The organism is Pseudomonas sp. TWR2-1-1 (assembly GCF_049897045.1).
In the GTDB taxonomy this organism is placed as follows: domain Bacteria; phylum Pseudomonadota; class Gammaproteobacteria; order Pseudomonadales; family Pseudomonadaceae; genus Aquipseudomonas; species Aquipseudomonas versuta.
Genome location: NZ_JAFCVM010000003.1, coordinates 107,951 through 121,657, shown reverse-complemented (window position 1 = coordinate 121,657; position 13,707 = coordinate 107,951). Strand labels below are relative to the sequence as shown.

Sequence of the window (13,707 nt, the reverse complement as noted above, 5' to 3'; positions counted from 1 at the left end):
CCCCGCACTCACTCGACAATCAACGGGCTAAAAAGCTCGCGAGCAAGCTCGCTCCTACAGGGTTTGGGTGTCGGGGCGTAGAAATCAAATCCAGTCAATTCAGGAACTTGTTCTGGTTCTCCAATCGTGCCGCGTCTAATAACTATTCACATTAACGATGAATAATTTTCCCTATCGGAGCCTAGGCACGTAATGCAACGACCCCACTTGAGCCGGACCCCTCTTTCGCTCGCGACCCGGCGCCAGACTGCTCGCTACTCCCTATTGTCAGGTGCCCTTGCGGCCTCGGTGCTGCTGGGCTCATCCATGGCCCAGGCAGCTGCGGTCACCCTGAACATCCCGGCACAATCGCTGGCCAGCGCTCTCAACGAGCTTGGCAAGCAGGCCAATCTGCAAGTGCTGTATAGCCCGGATCAGGTACAAGGGCTCAAATCGCACCCCGTCTCGGGCTCACTGGAACCGATCAAGGCACTGGAGGCGCTGTTGCAAGGCAGCGGCATTTCATACCAGCTCAATGGCGACACGGTGATCCTCAACCAAGGCAAAGGCATCGAGTTGGGTGCTACTACCATTTCCGGCCAGGGTATGGGTACCTCACTGACCACCGAAGACACCGGTTCCTACATCACTGGCGCCACCAAGAGTTCGACCAAACTGCCACTGTCGATCCGCGAAACGCCACAGACCGTCACCGTCATCACCCGCCAGTTAATGGACGATCAGGCGGTCCAGAGCATCGGCGATGTACTGCGTAACGCGCCGGGTATTTCGACCCAGGCCTACGACAGCGACCGCATGGAATATTCGGCCCGCGGCTACGCCATCACCAACTTCCAGTACGACGGCGTGAACACCCAATATGACGGGGTGTTTGATGAGGGCGCGACCAAGGTCGACATGGCCTTGTATGACCGGGTTGATATCGTCAAGGGCGCCACCGGCCTGCTGTCAGGCTCCGGCGAACCCTCGGCCACGGTCAACCTGATCCGCAAAAAACCGACCCGTGATTTCAAGGCATCGGTGACTGCCAGCGCAGGCTCATGGGACAACTACCGTACCGAAGGCGATATCTCCGGCCCGCTGAATGACGCTGGCAGCGTGCGCGGACGCCTGGTCGGGGTGTATCAGGATGCCGACTCGTACCTGGATCACTACTCGAAAAAGAATGATGTGTTCTACGCCATCCTCGAAGCCGACATCACCCCCGACACCCTGCTGACCTTCGGCCTGGACTACCAGAACATCAAGCCGCGCGGCTCGTCCTGGACCGGCAACCCGTACTACTTCTCCAACTACAGCAAGACCGACTTCAGCCGCTCGTTCAACCCGGCCACCGACTGGAGCCGCCGTGATGTGGTCGCACAAACCACCTTCGCGTCCCTGGAGCACCGCTTTGCCAATGAATGGAAAGTCAAAGGCACCCTGACCCGGCAAACCAACGACCACGACACTCAACTGGGCTCGGCAAGCGGCGGCATGCCAGACCCGGTCACCGGCACCGGCATGTTCTTCTACTGGGGCAAGTGGGAAGGTCATCGCGTGCAAAACACCTTTGATCTGAACGCCACCGGCCCGTTCAGCCTGTTTGGCCGCGAACATGAACTGGTGGTGGGTGTTACCTCGCAATCCTCCAGACAAACCGGCGCGACTTTTGATGCCTCCCGGTTCGGCCTGGTGCCCGGCAGCATCTTTGACTGGAAGGGCGATTACCCGAAGCCCTACTTCCCGAAAAACGGCAAATATGAAATCAACGAAGACCAGAACAGCGCTTACCTCGCTGCGCGCTTCAAGCCGGCCGACCACCTGTCGGTGATCCTGGGCAGCCGCGTGAGCGATTTCCAGTACAACGATACCAACACGTACTACGTGCAAAGCCCGACTTTCAGTGACAACAAAACCACCTCCAACCAGCACGGCAAGGTCACGCCCTACGCCGGTGTGGTCTATGACCTGAACGACACTTATTCGGCGTACGCCAGCTACACCTCGATTTACAAACCGGTCACCGAGCGCAGCAAGTCCGGCACCACCCTGGCGCCCACCGAAGGCAACAGCTACGAAATCGGCTTGAAAGGCGAATACTTCGACGGACGCCTTAACGCCAGTGCCGCGGTATTCCGTACCGAGCAAAAAAACCTGGCGGTCTATGCAGGCATCGACGCGGCCAACCAGACCTACTACCAGTCCGTCGACGGTGCGACCACCAAAGGCATTGAGTTCGAGCTGGCCGGTGAGTTGATGCCGGACTGGAATGTGATGGCCGGCTACACCTACGCCCAGACCAAAACCGCTGATGGCGGGCGCCTGTATGGCTACCCGCTGGAAACCACCAAGCCTGAAAACGTGGCACGGGTATTCACCACCTACCGTCTGCCGGGCATGTTGAACCAAGTCACAGTGGGCGGCGGCGTGAACTGGCAGAGCCCGTTCTACGGCAAGATCTACAACGATGCCAAAGGTGACTACGACATCATCGAGCAGCAGAGCTACGCGCTGGTCAACCTGATGACCCGCTACGAGTACAGCGAGCACCTGAGCTTCAACCTCAACGCCAACAACGTGTTCGACAAAAAGTACCTGTCGGGCCTGGGCAACTTCAGCACCACCTACTACGGCGAGCCGCGCAGCCTGATGCTGACCAGCAAATACACCTTCTAAAAGCCAGACACATCACTCCCCTGTAGGAGCGAGCTTGCTCGCGAGCTTTTCAAGCACTTAACGCTTGAACGGCAGTCCTGTGCGCCAGCTAAAAGAGCTCGCGAGCACGCTCGCTCCTACAGGGGGCCAGATCAAGGCTGCCACTGTGGCTTTTGATGGTCGAGCTTGCGGTCCAGAAAACTCGCCGCACTGATCAGCGCCAGGTGGGTCAGGGCTTGCGGGGTATTGCCCAAATGCCGGGCATAGCAGTCGAACTCTTCGGCGTACAACCCCAGCGGGTTGGCGTAGCGCAACAGCTGCTCGAACTCCAGATGCGCCTTCTCCACCTGCCCGGCCCTGGCCAGGCATTCCACGTACCAAAAGGAGCAGGCGGCAAATGCGCCTTCAGTGCCTTGCAGGCCATCCATGGCGTTGTCTTCATTGCGATAGCGATACACCATGCCATCACGCACCAGACTCTTTTCGATAGCCTCCAGGGTCGCCAGCCATGCCGGGTCTTTAGCCCCGACAAACCGCACCAGCGGCATCAGCAGCATCGAGCCGTCCAGCGCCGTGCCGCCCTTGTACTGGACGAAATGGCCGCGCTCGGCATTCCAGAAGTTCTCCCAGATATCAGTGTGAATCTCTTGGCGGGTCTCGTTCCAGCGCGAGAACGGCGCAGGCAATGAACGCTTGGATGCCAGGCGAATGGCGCGGTCCAGCGCTACCCAGCACATCAGCCGGGAATGCAGAAAATGATGCTTCTCGCCGCGCATCTCCCAGATGCCGACGTCTGCCTCCTGCCAGATCGAGCACACATGATCGACTATCTGGGTCACGTGCTGCCAACCCTCATGGCTGATGGCCTCGCCGTATTTATTGGTCAGGTACACCGCATCCAGCAGCTCGCCAAAAATATCCAGTTGCACCTGATCAAATGCACCGTTACCGATTCGCACCGGCCTGGCCCCGCCATAGCCGGACAGGTGACTGAGCTCTGTTTCCGGCAGATCGCTGCGCCCGTCAATGCTGTACATGATGTTCAGCTTCAGGGGCTGTTCGCAGCACTCCCCTACCCGGCCACGCAGCCAGCGCATAAAGCCATTGGCCTCATCGACAAACCCCAGGCGCATAAAGGCGTAAACCGTGAAGGAAGCATCGCGAATCCAGGTGTAGCGGTAATCCCAGTTGCGCTCACCGCCCGGGGTCTCCGGCAAGCCAAATGTCGCGGCGGCGATAATCGCGCCATCCTTGCGCGAGGTCAGCAGCTTGAGGGTCAGGGCTGAGCGATTGATCATTTCACGCCAGCGTCCGCGATAGATCGACTGTGCGAGCCACTGACGCCAGAAGTGCACGGTACGCTGCAAGGCCAAATCGCTGCAGCCCACTTTCACCCGCACATCGTCCACGGCGCCCAGTACAAACTCGGCCGACTCGCCCTCTGCCAGGGTGAACGTGCTGCAGGCCGCCTGATCCGCAATCTTCAAGGGCACATTGCAAGCCAGACGAAGGCCGGGCTGGCCCTCGGCGTCAAAGCACACATCCTCACCATCGGCACGGGCTTTGGTCACCGCGCGGGCGTAGTCATGGCGCACCGCGCAACGCATTGAAAACGTAGCGTTGCCGCTCACCATACGCACACGGCGTATCAGCAGCGGCAGTTCATCATCGTGATCACTGACCGGCAGCAAATCGGTAATCTCCACCACTGCTTGCGGCGCCAGCCAGCGGGTCTGCAATACGTTGGTGTCGGGGAGATAGATTTGTTCGCGGCGGGCATCGGCAATTTGCGGGGCCAGCTGGAAAATCCCCGCTTCGGGAGTATCCAGCAGTGAACAGAAAATGGCCGGGCTGTCGAACTCTGGCCAACAGAAAAAATCCACACTGCCCTGGTCGTTGACCAATGCTGCCGTGCGCATGTCGCCAATAATGCCGTGTGCCTCGATTGCGCTTTGCGATTCGTCCTGGATTTTAACCATTGCCGCGAAACTCCGGATAAAGGCTCATGCCACCATCAATAAACAAGGTGCTGCCGACCACATAATCAGAGGCATCGCTGGCCAGCCACACCACGGCGTTGGCCACATCTTCAGGATCACCGACGCGGCCATAGGGGATCAGTTTCAGCAGTTGCTTCTCGGCCGCGCCTTGGGTCACGTCGCGATTGATTGCCGTGCGAATGGCACCTGGGGCAATGCCGTTGACCCGGATCTTTTGCTCGCTGACCTCTTGCGCCAGGCTGCGCATCAACATTTCAACGCCGCCCTTGGAGGTTGCATAGTTCACATGCCCGGCCCAGGGAATCAGCTGGTGCACCGAGCTCATGTGAATAATCTTGCCGGCGGCACAGGAGACACCTTCACGAATGCCCTGGCGGTTGAAAATTTTCAGGGCTGAGCGCGCGCACAGGAACTGGCCGGTGAGATTGACGCCGATAACGGTGTTCCATTGTTCCAGGGTCATATCGACGACTGCGGCATCTCTTTGCAGCCCGGAGTTGGCGACGAGAATATCGAGATAGCCAAACGCATCCAGGGTTTGTGCGAACAGGCGTTCGACATCGGCCTCTTTCGATACATCGGCGCCCAGTGCAACGGCTTTGCCGCCAGAGGCGTTGATCTCGTCTGCGAGCGCCTTGGCAGGGGCGGCCTGGGAGTTGTAATTGATCACCACCGAGGCACCGGCTGCCGCCAGGGCCCGGGCGCTGGCAGCTCCCAGCCCGGAGCTGGCCCCGGTGACAAGAGCGACCTGATGCGCGAGAGAAATCTGCATGGTTGTCTGCGCCTGTTTTATGAATGGGCATAATGGCTGACCGGTGCAGGGCATCAGGAGTTCAACACCACCTCACCCCGGGGTATCAAACACATTGAGGAGCGCTACGGGCCTTGCCCGATCGCAGCCTCGTGCCTCGTCAGCGACTACAGGGCCTTGACGCTCTCAGCCGCCCGAAGGCGCTGGTTGCGTCAGGCCTCGCGGCGAAAGACTATGCCCCTATCACTTTTTTTAACCCCACCGGCTGCAAGTCAAACCTGTCCGCCAGAAACGGCGTGACATCCAGTGGCAACGGTTCATTACGCACCAGCGCATCGAGCATGACTCCGGTTATCGCCGAGGTCAGGATGCCGGTTCGGAAATGCCCGCATGCATTCAAATACCCCTCGACACCGGCCATCGCCCCCAAAATCGGCAGCTCATCAGGCGAGCCCGGGCGCAATCCGGCCCAGGTGCGCTTGAGGTTGACGTCCTTGAGCTCAGGAATACAACGCATCGCTCCCTGGACCAGACCCGTGATCTCCGGGAAGGTGGTGGTCACGTCAAAACCTTTGTCTTCGGTGGTGCTGCCAATCAGGATTTCACCATTGTCCTTTTGCGCCAGGTAACAATCGCTGGTGGTCAGGCAGCCGTTGAGCAACTTGGGCATGCGCTCGGTCAACACGATCTGGCCCTTGACCGGCGCCACCGGGATGCTCAAGTCTGTGGCCATCACGCTGAGTTCTGCCGCCCAGGCACCGGCCGCGTTGATCAGGGTCTTGCAGTGGAACGCGCCCTGGTTGTCAGTACGTACCCCCACCACCTTGCTGCCCTGGCGCAGTACCTCGGTAACGTTGGTGTTGAAGTACAGGTCCACACCGTTTTGCCGGGCGCCTTCGGTGTAGGCATCGGTCAGCCGGAACGGGCTCACCTGGTGGTCGCAAAGAAATTCCAGTGCCCCTTTGGCGTCGTGGCTGACGCTTGGCTCGGACTCGCGCAAGGCGGCCTGGTCAAGCCAGCGCACTTCATCGGCAAGGTGCGGGATGTTGGCAACGATGTGCTCGGCATAAAGACGGTCTTCATCGTCGTAAATCACGTACTTGAGACCGGTACGCTCGAACTTGAAGTCCATGCCGTGCTTGTCGATCATTTCCTGGTGCAGGCCGGGGTACAGGGCATTGGATTGCAGAGCAAAGTCGAAGAAGCACTCCGGCAGAATATGCGGGGTGCTGGAGTCAACGATCACCGCCGAGCCCTGGGCTTCACGCTTGCGCTCGGCGGACATCATGCGAAAGAAAATCACGCCGCAGCCAAGCCCTACAGACTCGCCGATAGCCCACAGGCCACCCGCCGAAGCGCGGCTGGCATTGCCCGGGCGCTTGCAGTCGATCATGGCAATTTTCAGGTCTTTGCGACGGGACAGGTGGTAAGCGCAGGACGCGCCGATAACACCGCCACCGGCGATTACAACGTCATAAGTCTTGATCATGTCAGGCATCCTTGCAGGCATTGGTAAAAGCCGAAAACGGCACCGGTTCCAGCGGAAAACGCGGGCGCAGCCAGCCCACATCCTGGCGGCCGGTGGCCTCGCGCAGGCGATCACTGCAGTAACCGACGCACATCCGGCCCTGGCAGTCGCCCATGCTGATGCGGGTGCGCATTTTCAGGCTGGCCATGTCTTGCACGCCCTGGCTCAGTGCCAGGTCGATGTCGCCACGGGTCACGTTTTCGCAACGGCACACCACCGTGTCCGGCTGTAGTAATTCGATCTGTTGAGTACCGCGCCGGGTGTAGCGATCAATGGCACCGCGAAAGCGCACCACAGTGTCCAGCCGTGACAGATAAACCCGGCGTTGCGCCAGCGCCTGCTTCTCGCTCAGCACTTGGCGCTGGAGCAAAATCGACAACGCCGCGATACGCCCGGTGAGCATCGCCGCTTCACCGCCACGCATGCCCGTGGCATCACCGGCCAGGTGAATGTGCGGCTGGTTGCTGCGTTGCCACATGTCGGCTTTGACAGCCAGATAACCGTCGACGTTGTAAGCGTGATCAAGGCCCATTTGCTGGGTGAGTTGTGTCCGCGGGATAAAGCCATGGCCCACTGCCAGGGTGCGCGCCATAACTGGCTGCGCCTTGCTCATGTCTGCTTGCCAGGTGCTTGAGTACGGCGCCACGATAACTTCGCTCAGTTCACCCTCGCCCCGCGCCTCCACCACGCCCCAGCCATAACGCACCGGTACACCGTTGCGCTTGAGGTACACCAGCATGCTCAGGCCGTCGAGGAACAGTTGGGGCTGGTTGAGCAGCGCCAGGCTTTCCTTGGCAATCCGGGTAAATTCACAGGCCTCGTACACACCGGCCACTTCGACACCCGCCGCGTGCAACTGGCACGCCACCAGTATCAACAACGGCCCGGTGCCTGCGATTAACGTCGGCCCCTTGGGCTTGACCACGCCACTTTTGATCTGCAATTGCAGGCCGCCAAGCATCATCACACCGGGCAGGGTCCAGCCGGGAAATGGCACGCTGCGTTCATGACACCCGGCGCTCAGCAGCAATTGATCGAAAGCGGTTTCCTGCAATTGCTCACGCTCGTCCAGCACTTGCAGGCGCTGCTCGCCCTGCCCGCCCACCACGCGGTGGTTGTGGCGCACATCAACTAAATGGGCAATACCCGCAAACTCAGTGTGCAGTTTTTGCAGCGCCTCTTTGTAACGGTCCCCCAAGTAATCGAGGTCGACACCGTCACGCAATGGCCCGCGATACACCACGCCGCCCAGCCGCGAGGCCTCTTCCAGCAAGGTGCTGGGCACGCCGTGCTGCGCCAGCTCGATGGCGGCTGCCATACCCGCCGGTCCGCCGCCGACAATGACCGGGTTCAGGCTCATAGCACGGCCTCCTGTGCAGTGACCCGATTGATCCCGGTCTCCACTTTCATCCCGGGCTGCACCACGGTCTGGCAGGCCCGGCGCTTGTGCCGGCCATCGATATTCACCAGGCAGCAGTAGCACACCCCCATACCGCAATAAGCGCCATTGATCTGTCCGTGATCATTGGGCGACAGTTGCCGTACACCCACTGAGTTCAACACGCTGAGTACGGTCTCTCCCTGAGCTGCACTTACCGCCTGCCCATTGATCAGGATCGACATGTCAGCCTTTATCAAAGGTTGAATGTCGTACTGGCGGTTCAAGTCATCCATGTCAGATATCCCTTTGTGTGTGTGTGTCGCAATTGGGCCAACCACTGGCACCGCGTGCCAGGGCAGATGACGTTAGCTGAATAAAAAAAACCGGCATTGATTCAGGCCAATAGAAGGTCAGGCCAATATGTGTTTTCGCATCATTGGCCTTACACTGACCGCCCTTTGCAGACTGGCGCGATCATGGATCTGGACCTGGCCCGTACCTTCCTCGAAATTGTTCGCTACGGCAGCCTCGCGAGTGCCGCAGACAAACTTCACGTCACCCAGACGGCCGTCACGGCCCGGGTACAAAAACTCGAGAGCCTGCTCGGCGTGACGCTGTTTGTGCGCAACCGTGCAGGCGCCAGACTCACCCCCGGCGGGGAAGCCTTTGTGGTGTACGCCAACCAACTGCTGCAGACCTGGGAGGCGGCGCGACGGGATCTGCCACGCCCTGAAGGCTTGCACCAGATGCTGCACATCGGCGGTGAAGTCAGCCTGTGCAACCCGCTGATCCTGAGCTGGGCCAAGGCCCTGCGCGAACACCTCGACACCCACGCCCTGCGGGTGCAGATTCGTGACGGCGAGCTGTTATTGAGGCAGGTGGAAATGGGCTTGCTGGACGCAGCCCTGGTCTATCAGCCGGTCTATTGGCCCGGGGTGCAGGTGGAACAATTGCTGGAAGAAAAACTGATTCAGATTCGCCGCCCCGCCTTGCCCGAACCTTATGTGTATGTGGACTGGGGCGAGGACTTCCGCCGCCAGCATGACGCTGCACTACCGGACAAGGCGCGGGCCGCCGTCAGTTTCAATCTGGGCCCGGTCGCATTGCATTACATTCTGGAAAACGGCGGCAGCGGCTACTTTCGCACCCGGGTGGTTCAGAGCTATCTGGACAGCGGCGCCCTGGAGCGCGTGCCCAAGGCTCCGGAGTTCAGTTACCCGACCTATCTGGTGTATTCACGCGAGCGCGACAGTGGCGCCTTGCAGCAGGCGATCGAATTGCTGCGCGAGGTGGTCAAGCAAGACAGCGACTGGTCACAGCGCTGGATCCCGGAGATCTGACCGTGCAGCGACCAATGCCTGTCACATCGGGCTTGCCCTCGTGCTAATGAAAGGTTTCAGCTTTCCACTTTGCAGCCAATCCCTTAGGCTGCGAACGCCAAATAATCACAAGAACCGTACAGGTGGCCCATGACCGATCTCACCCGGACCAGCGACAGCTGGCTGACCTCCGCCCCCCACCAGCAGTGGCTGCACAATCAAGGCCAGACGCTGCTGGATTTCGCCAAGGCCGCCCGGGTACCGCTCGGTTTTGCAGGCCTTGACCGCTTTGGCAAGCGCCCAGACGATGCCCCGGCTGACACAGTGACCACCGCGCGTATGGTTCACAGTTTCGCCCTGGCCCATATCCAGGGCCTGCCGGGCTGCACGCCGTTGATCGACCACGGCCTCAGGGCTCTGGCCGGGGCCTTGCGCGATGGCGTGCACGGAGGTTGGTTCGCCGCTCCCGACGCTCAGGATGGCAACACCCGCAAAGCCGCGTACCTGCATGCATTTGTCGCCCTGGCCGCCAGCTCCGCGGTGGTGGCCGGGCGCCCGGGCGCCACTGCCTTGCTGGATGAGGCGGTGGCGGTACTCGAAACGCGGTTCTGGTGCGAAGACGAAGGAGCCTTACTGGAATCCTTTGCCGGCGACTGGAGCGACTGCGAAGCGTATCGCGGGGCCAACAGCAATATGCATGGCACTGAAACCTTTCTGGCCCTGGCCGACGTGCTCGACCAGGACCTGTGGCTGGACCGCGCCCTGCGGATCAGCGAACGGGTGATTCACCAGCACGCGGCGCAGTCCTCCTACCTGCCCATTGAACACTTCGATGCCGGCTGGCAGCCATTACCGGACTACAACCGAGACAACCCGACAGACCCATTCCGCCCGTTCGGCAAAACCCCGGGGCACGCCTTTGAATGGGCCCGCCTATTGCTGCACCTTGAAGCGGCGCGCAGGCAGCGCGGCCTGCCCGCGCCCCAATGGCTGCTCGAAGACGCCCGACAGCTGTTTCACAGCGCGAGCCTGCACGGCTGGAATGTCGATGGCGACAGCGGCATTGTTTACACCCTGGACTGGGACAACCGGCCCGTGGTGCGCGAACGCCTGCACTGGACCCTGGCCGAAGCCTCGGCGGCAGCGGCAGCCTTGTTGCAACGCACAGGCGAGCAGGAATACGAAGTCTGGTATCAGTGTTTCTGGGACTACATCGACCTGCACCTGATCGACCGCCAGCACGGCAGCTGGCACCACGAACTGGGGCCTGACAACCAGCCTTCGGAAAAAATATGGCCCGGCAAGGCGGATCTTTACCACGCCTACCAGGCCACCTTGTTGCCACGCCTGCCATTGGCCATCAGCCTGGCCAGTGCACTCAAACTGCGCCGCTGAAACAAACCAAAGGCTCGTAGTCGCTGCCAAGGAACGAAGGCTGCGAGCCGTTTGGTGCTGCCCCCACCGCAGATAAGGGTGCTGCCACTACCGTCAAAGCTCGCAGCCTTCGTTCCTCGTCAGCGACTACCGATGCGCAAAAAGGGGGGCAGATGAATCCCGCCCACCAAAGAAGCCCGTCAAGCCCGGCATCACCAGTCGTATTTGACTTCCAGCGCTGCAGTCCGTTGCTGGCCGTAGTAACAGCCGAAGCTGTAGTTACATGACGAGACGTACTCGCGGTCGAACAGGTTTTGCACATTGAGGCTGGTGCTCACGCCTTTGAAACCCGGGTCCAGCGCCGCCAGATCATAGCTGAGGGTGGCGTCGTAGATCACGAATGACGGGGTTTTGAAGGTGTTGGCCGAGTCGCCGTAGCTTTTCCCGGTGTATCGCGCACCACCGCCCAGGGTCACGCCCTGCAGCAGATTCCCGGTGAAGTGGTAATCGGCCCACACACTCGCCGCCCATGGCGCCTGCGCCTCGCTGCGGTTGCCCTTATTGTCATAGTTGGACTTGCTGTAGAACACGTCCAGGTACGACAACGAAGCAATCAGGTCGATGTTGCTGAAGCTGCTTTTGCCCTCCAGTTCGACCCCCCGCGAGCTGACTTCACCTTCCTGTATCTGGTACTCCAGGTACTGCAAGTCACCGGTCAGCACGTTTTGCTGCTTGATCTCAAACACCGACGCCGTAAGCAAGGTGCTGTCGTCAGGCTGATATTTGACCCCCACTTCATATTGCTTGCCCAATTGCGGCTTGAACGCCTTGCCCCCTCGATCCGGGGCCGTGGTACCGACTGAAGGCAAGAACGATTCGGTGTAGCTGATGTAAGGCGCCAGCCCGAACGAGGTGACATACGTCAGCCCCACGCGCCCGGTGAACTTGTTGTCGTTTTGCATGGCCCGCGTATCGGCCAGCAAGTCATTGTTGTCGACCTTGGCCCAGTCATGGCGGCCACCGATAGTCAGAATGAAGTTGTCGAGCTTGATCTGATCCTGCACATACAAACCGGTTTGCTTGACCCTGTTATCCCACTGGGTGGTCAGGGTCGGCACGCCCGTGGTGCGGTAGTTGGTGGGGTTGTAGAGGTCGATGATTTCACTGCCCGACAGGTTGTAGCCCTGATACTTGCGGGTGAAATCGCGGTAGTCCAGGCCCACCAGCAAGGTGTGTTGCAGGGGGCCGGTGGCGAAGTCGCTTTGCAGGTGGTTGTCGAAGGAGTACGAGCTGTTTTGCTGGCGCCAGTCGAGTTTGGTGCGGCTGGCGTGAGTGTCACTGACGCCCTCGGGGGTGGTGACAAAACGGTTGAGGTAAAAGCCCTTGTAACGGTCGTTGACGTCGATATAGCTCAGGCTCTGGCGATAGGTCATGGCCTCATTGAAGGCGTGGGAAAACTGGTAGCCCACCACGTATTGATCGCGCTTGTAGTCGTTCCATTTCGAGTCGCCCAAAAACGTATCGCGATCAATCTTGTTGCCCTGCGAGTTGCGGTACAGGCTGCCCACCGCCGGCAAGGCCTGATAGTCGGCCAGGGCGTCATCACGCTGGATTTGCGCATACAGCGTCAGCTCGGTGTCGTCGTCGGGCATCCAGCTGAAGCTGGGCGCCAGCAGCTGGCGCGAATCCTTGGTGTGGTCCACCTGCTCGCCGCCCGTATTGCCGACCCCGATCAACCGGTAACTGAGGGTTTTGGCCTCGTCCAGCGGCCCCGTGAAGTCAAACGCCAGGTTGTAGCGGTCAAAACTGCCAGTGCCGACTTTGATCTGGTGTGCAGCTTCAGTCCTCGGGCGTTTGGACACCATATTGATCATGCCCCCCGGCTGGTTTTGCCCGTACAGCACCGAAGACGGCCCTTTGAGGACTTCGATACGTTCCAGGGTATAGGGGTCGATCTGTGGCGTGCCGCCCAGGCTCCCCGCCGACGGTAAATAAGCACCATCGAGATAGAGCAGGGTCGGGGCAAAACCGCGGCTGGTGATTTCGTCCGCGATGGTGTTGCGATCGGTGTAGCCGTTGGTGCTCAGGCCCGGGGTGTAGCGCAGTGCCTGGGTCAGATCACGGGCGCCCTGCGCCTGTACCTGATCCGCCGTCACCACGTTGATGGTCTGCGGGATCTCCAGAATCGGTGTATCGGTCTTAGTCGCCGTGGCCGAACGGGTGGCGACAAAACCGTCTACCGCTCCGCGAGCATCTTCGGCCACACGCCCCGACACCGTGGTCGCCCCCAGATTCAGCGTGCCCTTTTCTGCCAGCGGGTAAACGCTCAGGGCACCGCTTTCGGTCACGCTCAAGCCCAGACCGCTGCCCGCCAGGGCGCGCTCGGCGGCCTGCTGCGGGGTAAACCGGCCCCGTACCGGTGCCGAGGTTTTACCCTGCAATAAAGCAGGCGATACCGACAGGGTCAGCTGGCTGTCACGGGCAATCCGGCTCAGGGTCGCTCCCAGCGGCGCCGCAGGCAGGTCAAAGGCACGCATTGCACTCTGTTCATTGACCAGCGGCCCGGCCACCGCACTCAAGGGGTGGCCGGTAATGCTCAGGGCAATGGTCAGTGCCAGAAGGCAGGGTCTCAGCGGGACGTACGACATGGGGCATCCTTTCTCGTTGCAAGGTAGGCAGTTGTAACCTTGACCAACGAGCAGAGTTTTCCCCTCACC

At 60.3% G+C, this 13,707-nt stretch carries 9 protein-coding genes; 3 read left to right on the top strand and 6 right to left on the bottom strand.

The genetic code is table 11. From position 1 onward, the window contains the following. The first annotated feature begins 192 nt into the window (after nt 1–192). Entirely contained in the window at nt 193–2,658 is a 2,466-nt protein-coding gene (locus ACP7BO_RS08735) for a TonB-dependent siderophore receptor (RefSeq protein WP_426209667.1), read from the top strand. 131 nt (nt 2,659–2,789) lie between these two features. On the opposite strand, the gene ACP7BO_RS08730 is transcribed toward ACP7BO_RS08735, so the two are convergent. The 5 genes from ACP7BO_RS08730 to ACP7BO_RS08710 all read right to left on the bottom strand — a co-directional run bounded on the left by ACP7BO_RS08730 (nt 2,790) and on the right by ACP7BO_RS08710 (nt 8,590). Then, nucleotides 2,790–4,616: a glycoside hydrolase family 15 protein gene (locus ACP7BO_RS08730; protein ID WP_426209665.1), complete on the bottom strand. Its 1,827-nt coding sequence runs from the start codon at nt 4,614–4,616 to the stop codon at nt 2,790–2,792. Next, nucleotides 4,609–5,409, bottom strand: coding sequence for a glucose 1-dehydrogenase (locus ACP7BO_RS08725; RefSeq protein WP_426209663.1), 801 nt, complete (start codon nt 5,407–5,409; stop codon nt 4,609–4,611). The genes ACP7BO_RS08730 and ACP7BO_RS08725 overlap by 8 nt, the downstream gene beginning before the upstream one ends. 211 nt (nt 5,410–5,620) lie before the next feature. After that, nucleotides 5,621–6,877 carry a cyanide-forming glycine dehydrogenase subunit HcnC gene (gene hcnC, locus ACP7BO_RS08720; protein ID WP_426209661.1) on the bottom strand — a complete coding sequence of 419 codons (1,257 nt, stop codon included), beginning with the start codon at nt 6,875–6,877 and terminating at the stop codon, nt 5,621–5,623. 1 nt (nt 6,878) lies between these two features. Further along, nucleotides 6,879–8,276, bottom strand: coding sequence for a cyanide-forming glycine dehydrogenase subunit HcnB (gene hcnB, locus ACP7BO_RS08715; protein WP_397457001.1), 1,398 nt, complete (start codon nt 8,274–8,276; stop codon nt 6,879–6,881). Further along, on the bottom strand, nt 8,273–8,590 hold the full coding sequence (locus ACP7BO_RS08710) for a (2Fe-2S)-binding protein (protein WP_426209659.1): 318 nt from the start codon (nt 8,588–8,590) through the stop codon (nt 8,273–8,275). The genes hcnB and ACP7BO_RS08710 overlap by 4 nt, the downstream gene beginning before the upstream one ends. A 183-nt stretch (nt 8,591–8,773) precedes the next feature. On the opposite strand from ACP7BO_RS08710, the gene ACP7BO_RS08705 reads away from it, so the two are divergent. Together ACP7BO_RS08705 and ACP7BO_RS08700 are read left to right on the top strand one after the other, a co-directional pair. Continuing rightward, nucleotides 8,774–9,637: a LysR family transcriptional regulator gene (locus ACP7BO_RS08705; RefSeq protein WP_426209657.1), complete on the top strand. Its 864-nt coding sequence runs from the start codon at nt 8,774–8,776 to the stop codon at nt 9,635–9,637. A gap of 129 nt (nt 9,638–9,766) precedes the next feature. Beyond that, a complete protein-coding gene (locus tag ACP7BO_RS08700; protein ID WP_426209655.1) occupies nt 9,767–11,011 on the top strand; it encodes an AGE family epimerase/isomerase in 1,245 nt (414 codons plus the stop codon). A 191-nt stretch (nt 11,012–11,202) separates the two neighbouring features. On the opposite strand, the gene ACP7BO_RS08695 is transcribed toward ACP7BO_RS08700, so the two are convergent. Then, nucleotides 11,203–13,638: a TonB-dependent siderophore receptor gene (locus ACP7BO_RS08695; RefSeq protein ID WP_426209653.1), complete on the bottom strand. Its 2,436-nt coding sequence runs from the start codon at nt 13,636–13,638 to the stop codon at nt 11,203–11,205. Nucleotides 13,639–13,707 lie beyond the last annotated feature (69 nt).

Bases quoted from the DNA above. Each gene is read 5' to 3' on its own strand.
- ACP7BO_RS08735 (WP_426209667.1), top strand. From the start codon at position 193: ATGCAACGACCCCACTTGAGCCGGACCCCTCTTTCGCTCGCGACCCGG.
- ACP7BO_RS08730 (WP_426209665.1), bottom strand. From the start codon at position 4,616: ATGGTTAAAATCCAGGACGAATCGCAAAGCGCAATCGAGGCACACGGC.
- ACP7BO_RS08725 (WP_426209663.1), bottom strand. From the start codon at position 5,409: ATGCAGATTTCTCTCGCGCATCAGGTCGCTCTTGTCACCGGGGCCAGC.
- hcnC (WP_426209661.1), bottom strand. From the start codon at position 6,877: ATGATCAAGACTTATGACGTTGTAATCGCCGGTGGCGGTGTTATCGGC.
- hcnB (WP_397457001.1), bottom strand. From the start codon at position 8,276: ATGAGCCTGAACCCGGTCATTGTCGGCGGCGGACCGGCGGGTATGGCA.
- ACP7BO_RS08710 (WP_426209659.1), bottom strand. From the start codon at position 8,590: ATGGATGACTTGAACCGCCAGTACGACATTCAACCTTTGATAAAGGCT.
- ACP7BO_RS08705 (WP_426209657.1), top strand. From the start codon at position 8,774: ATGGATCTGGACCTGGCCCGTACCTTCCTCGAAATTGTTCGCTACGGC.
- ACP7BO_RS08700 (WP_426209655.1), top strand. From the start codon at position 9,767: ATGACCGATCTCACCCGGACCAGCGACAGCTGGCTGACCTCCGCCCCC.
- ACP7BO_RS08695 (WP_426209653.1), bottom strand. From the start codon at position 13,638: ATGTCGTACGTCCCGCTGAGACCCTGCCTTCTGGCACTGACCATTGCC.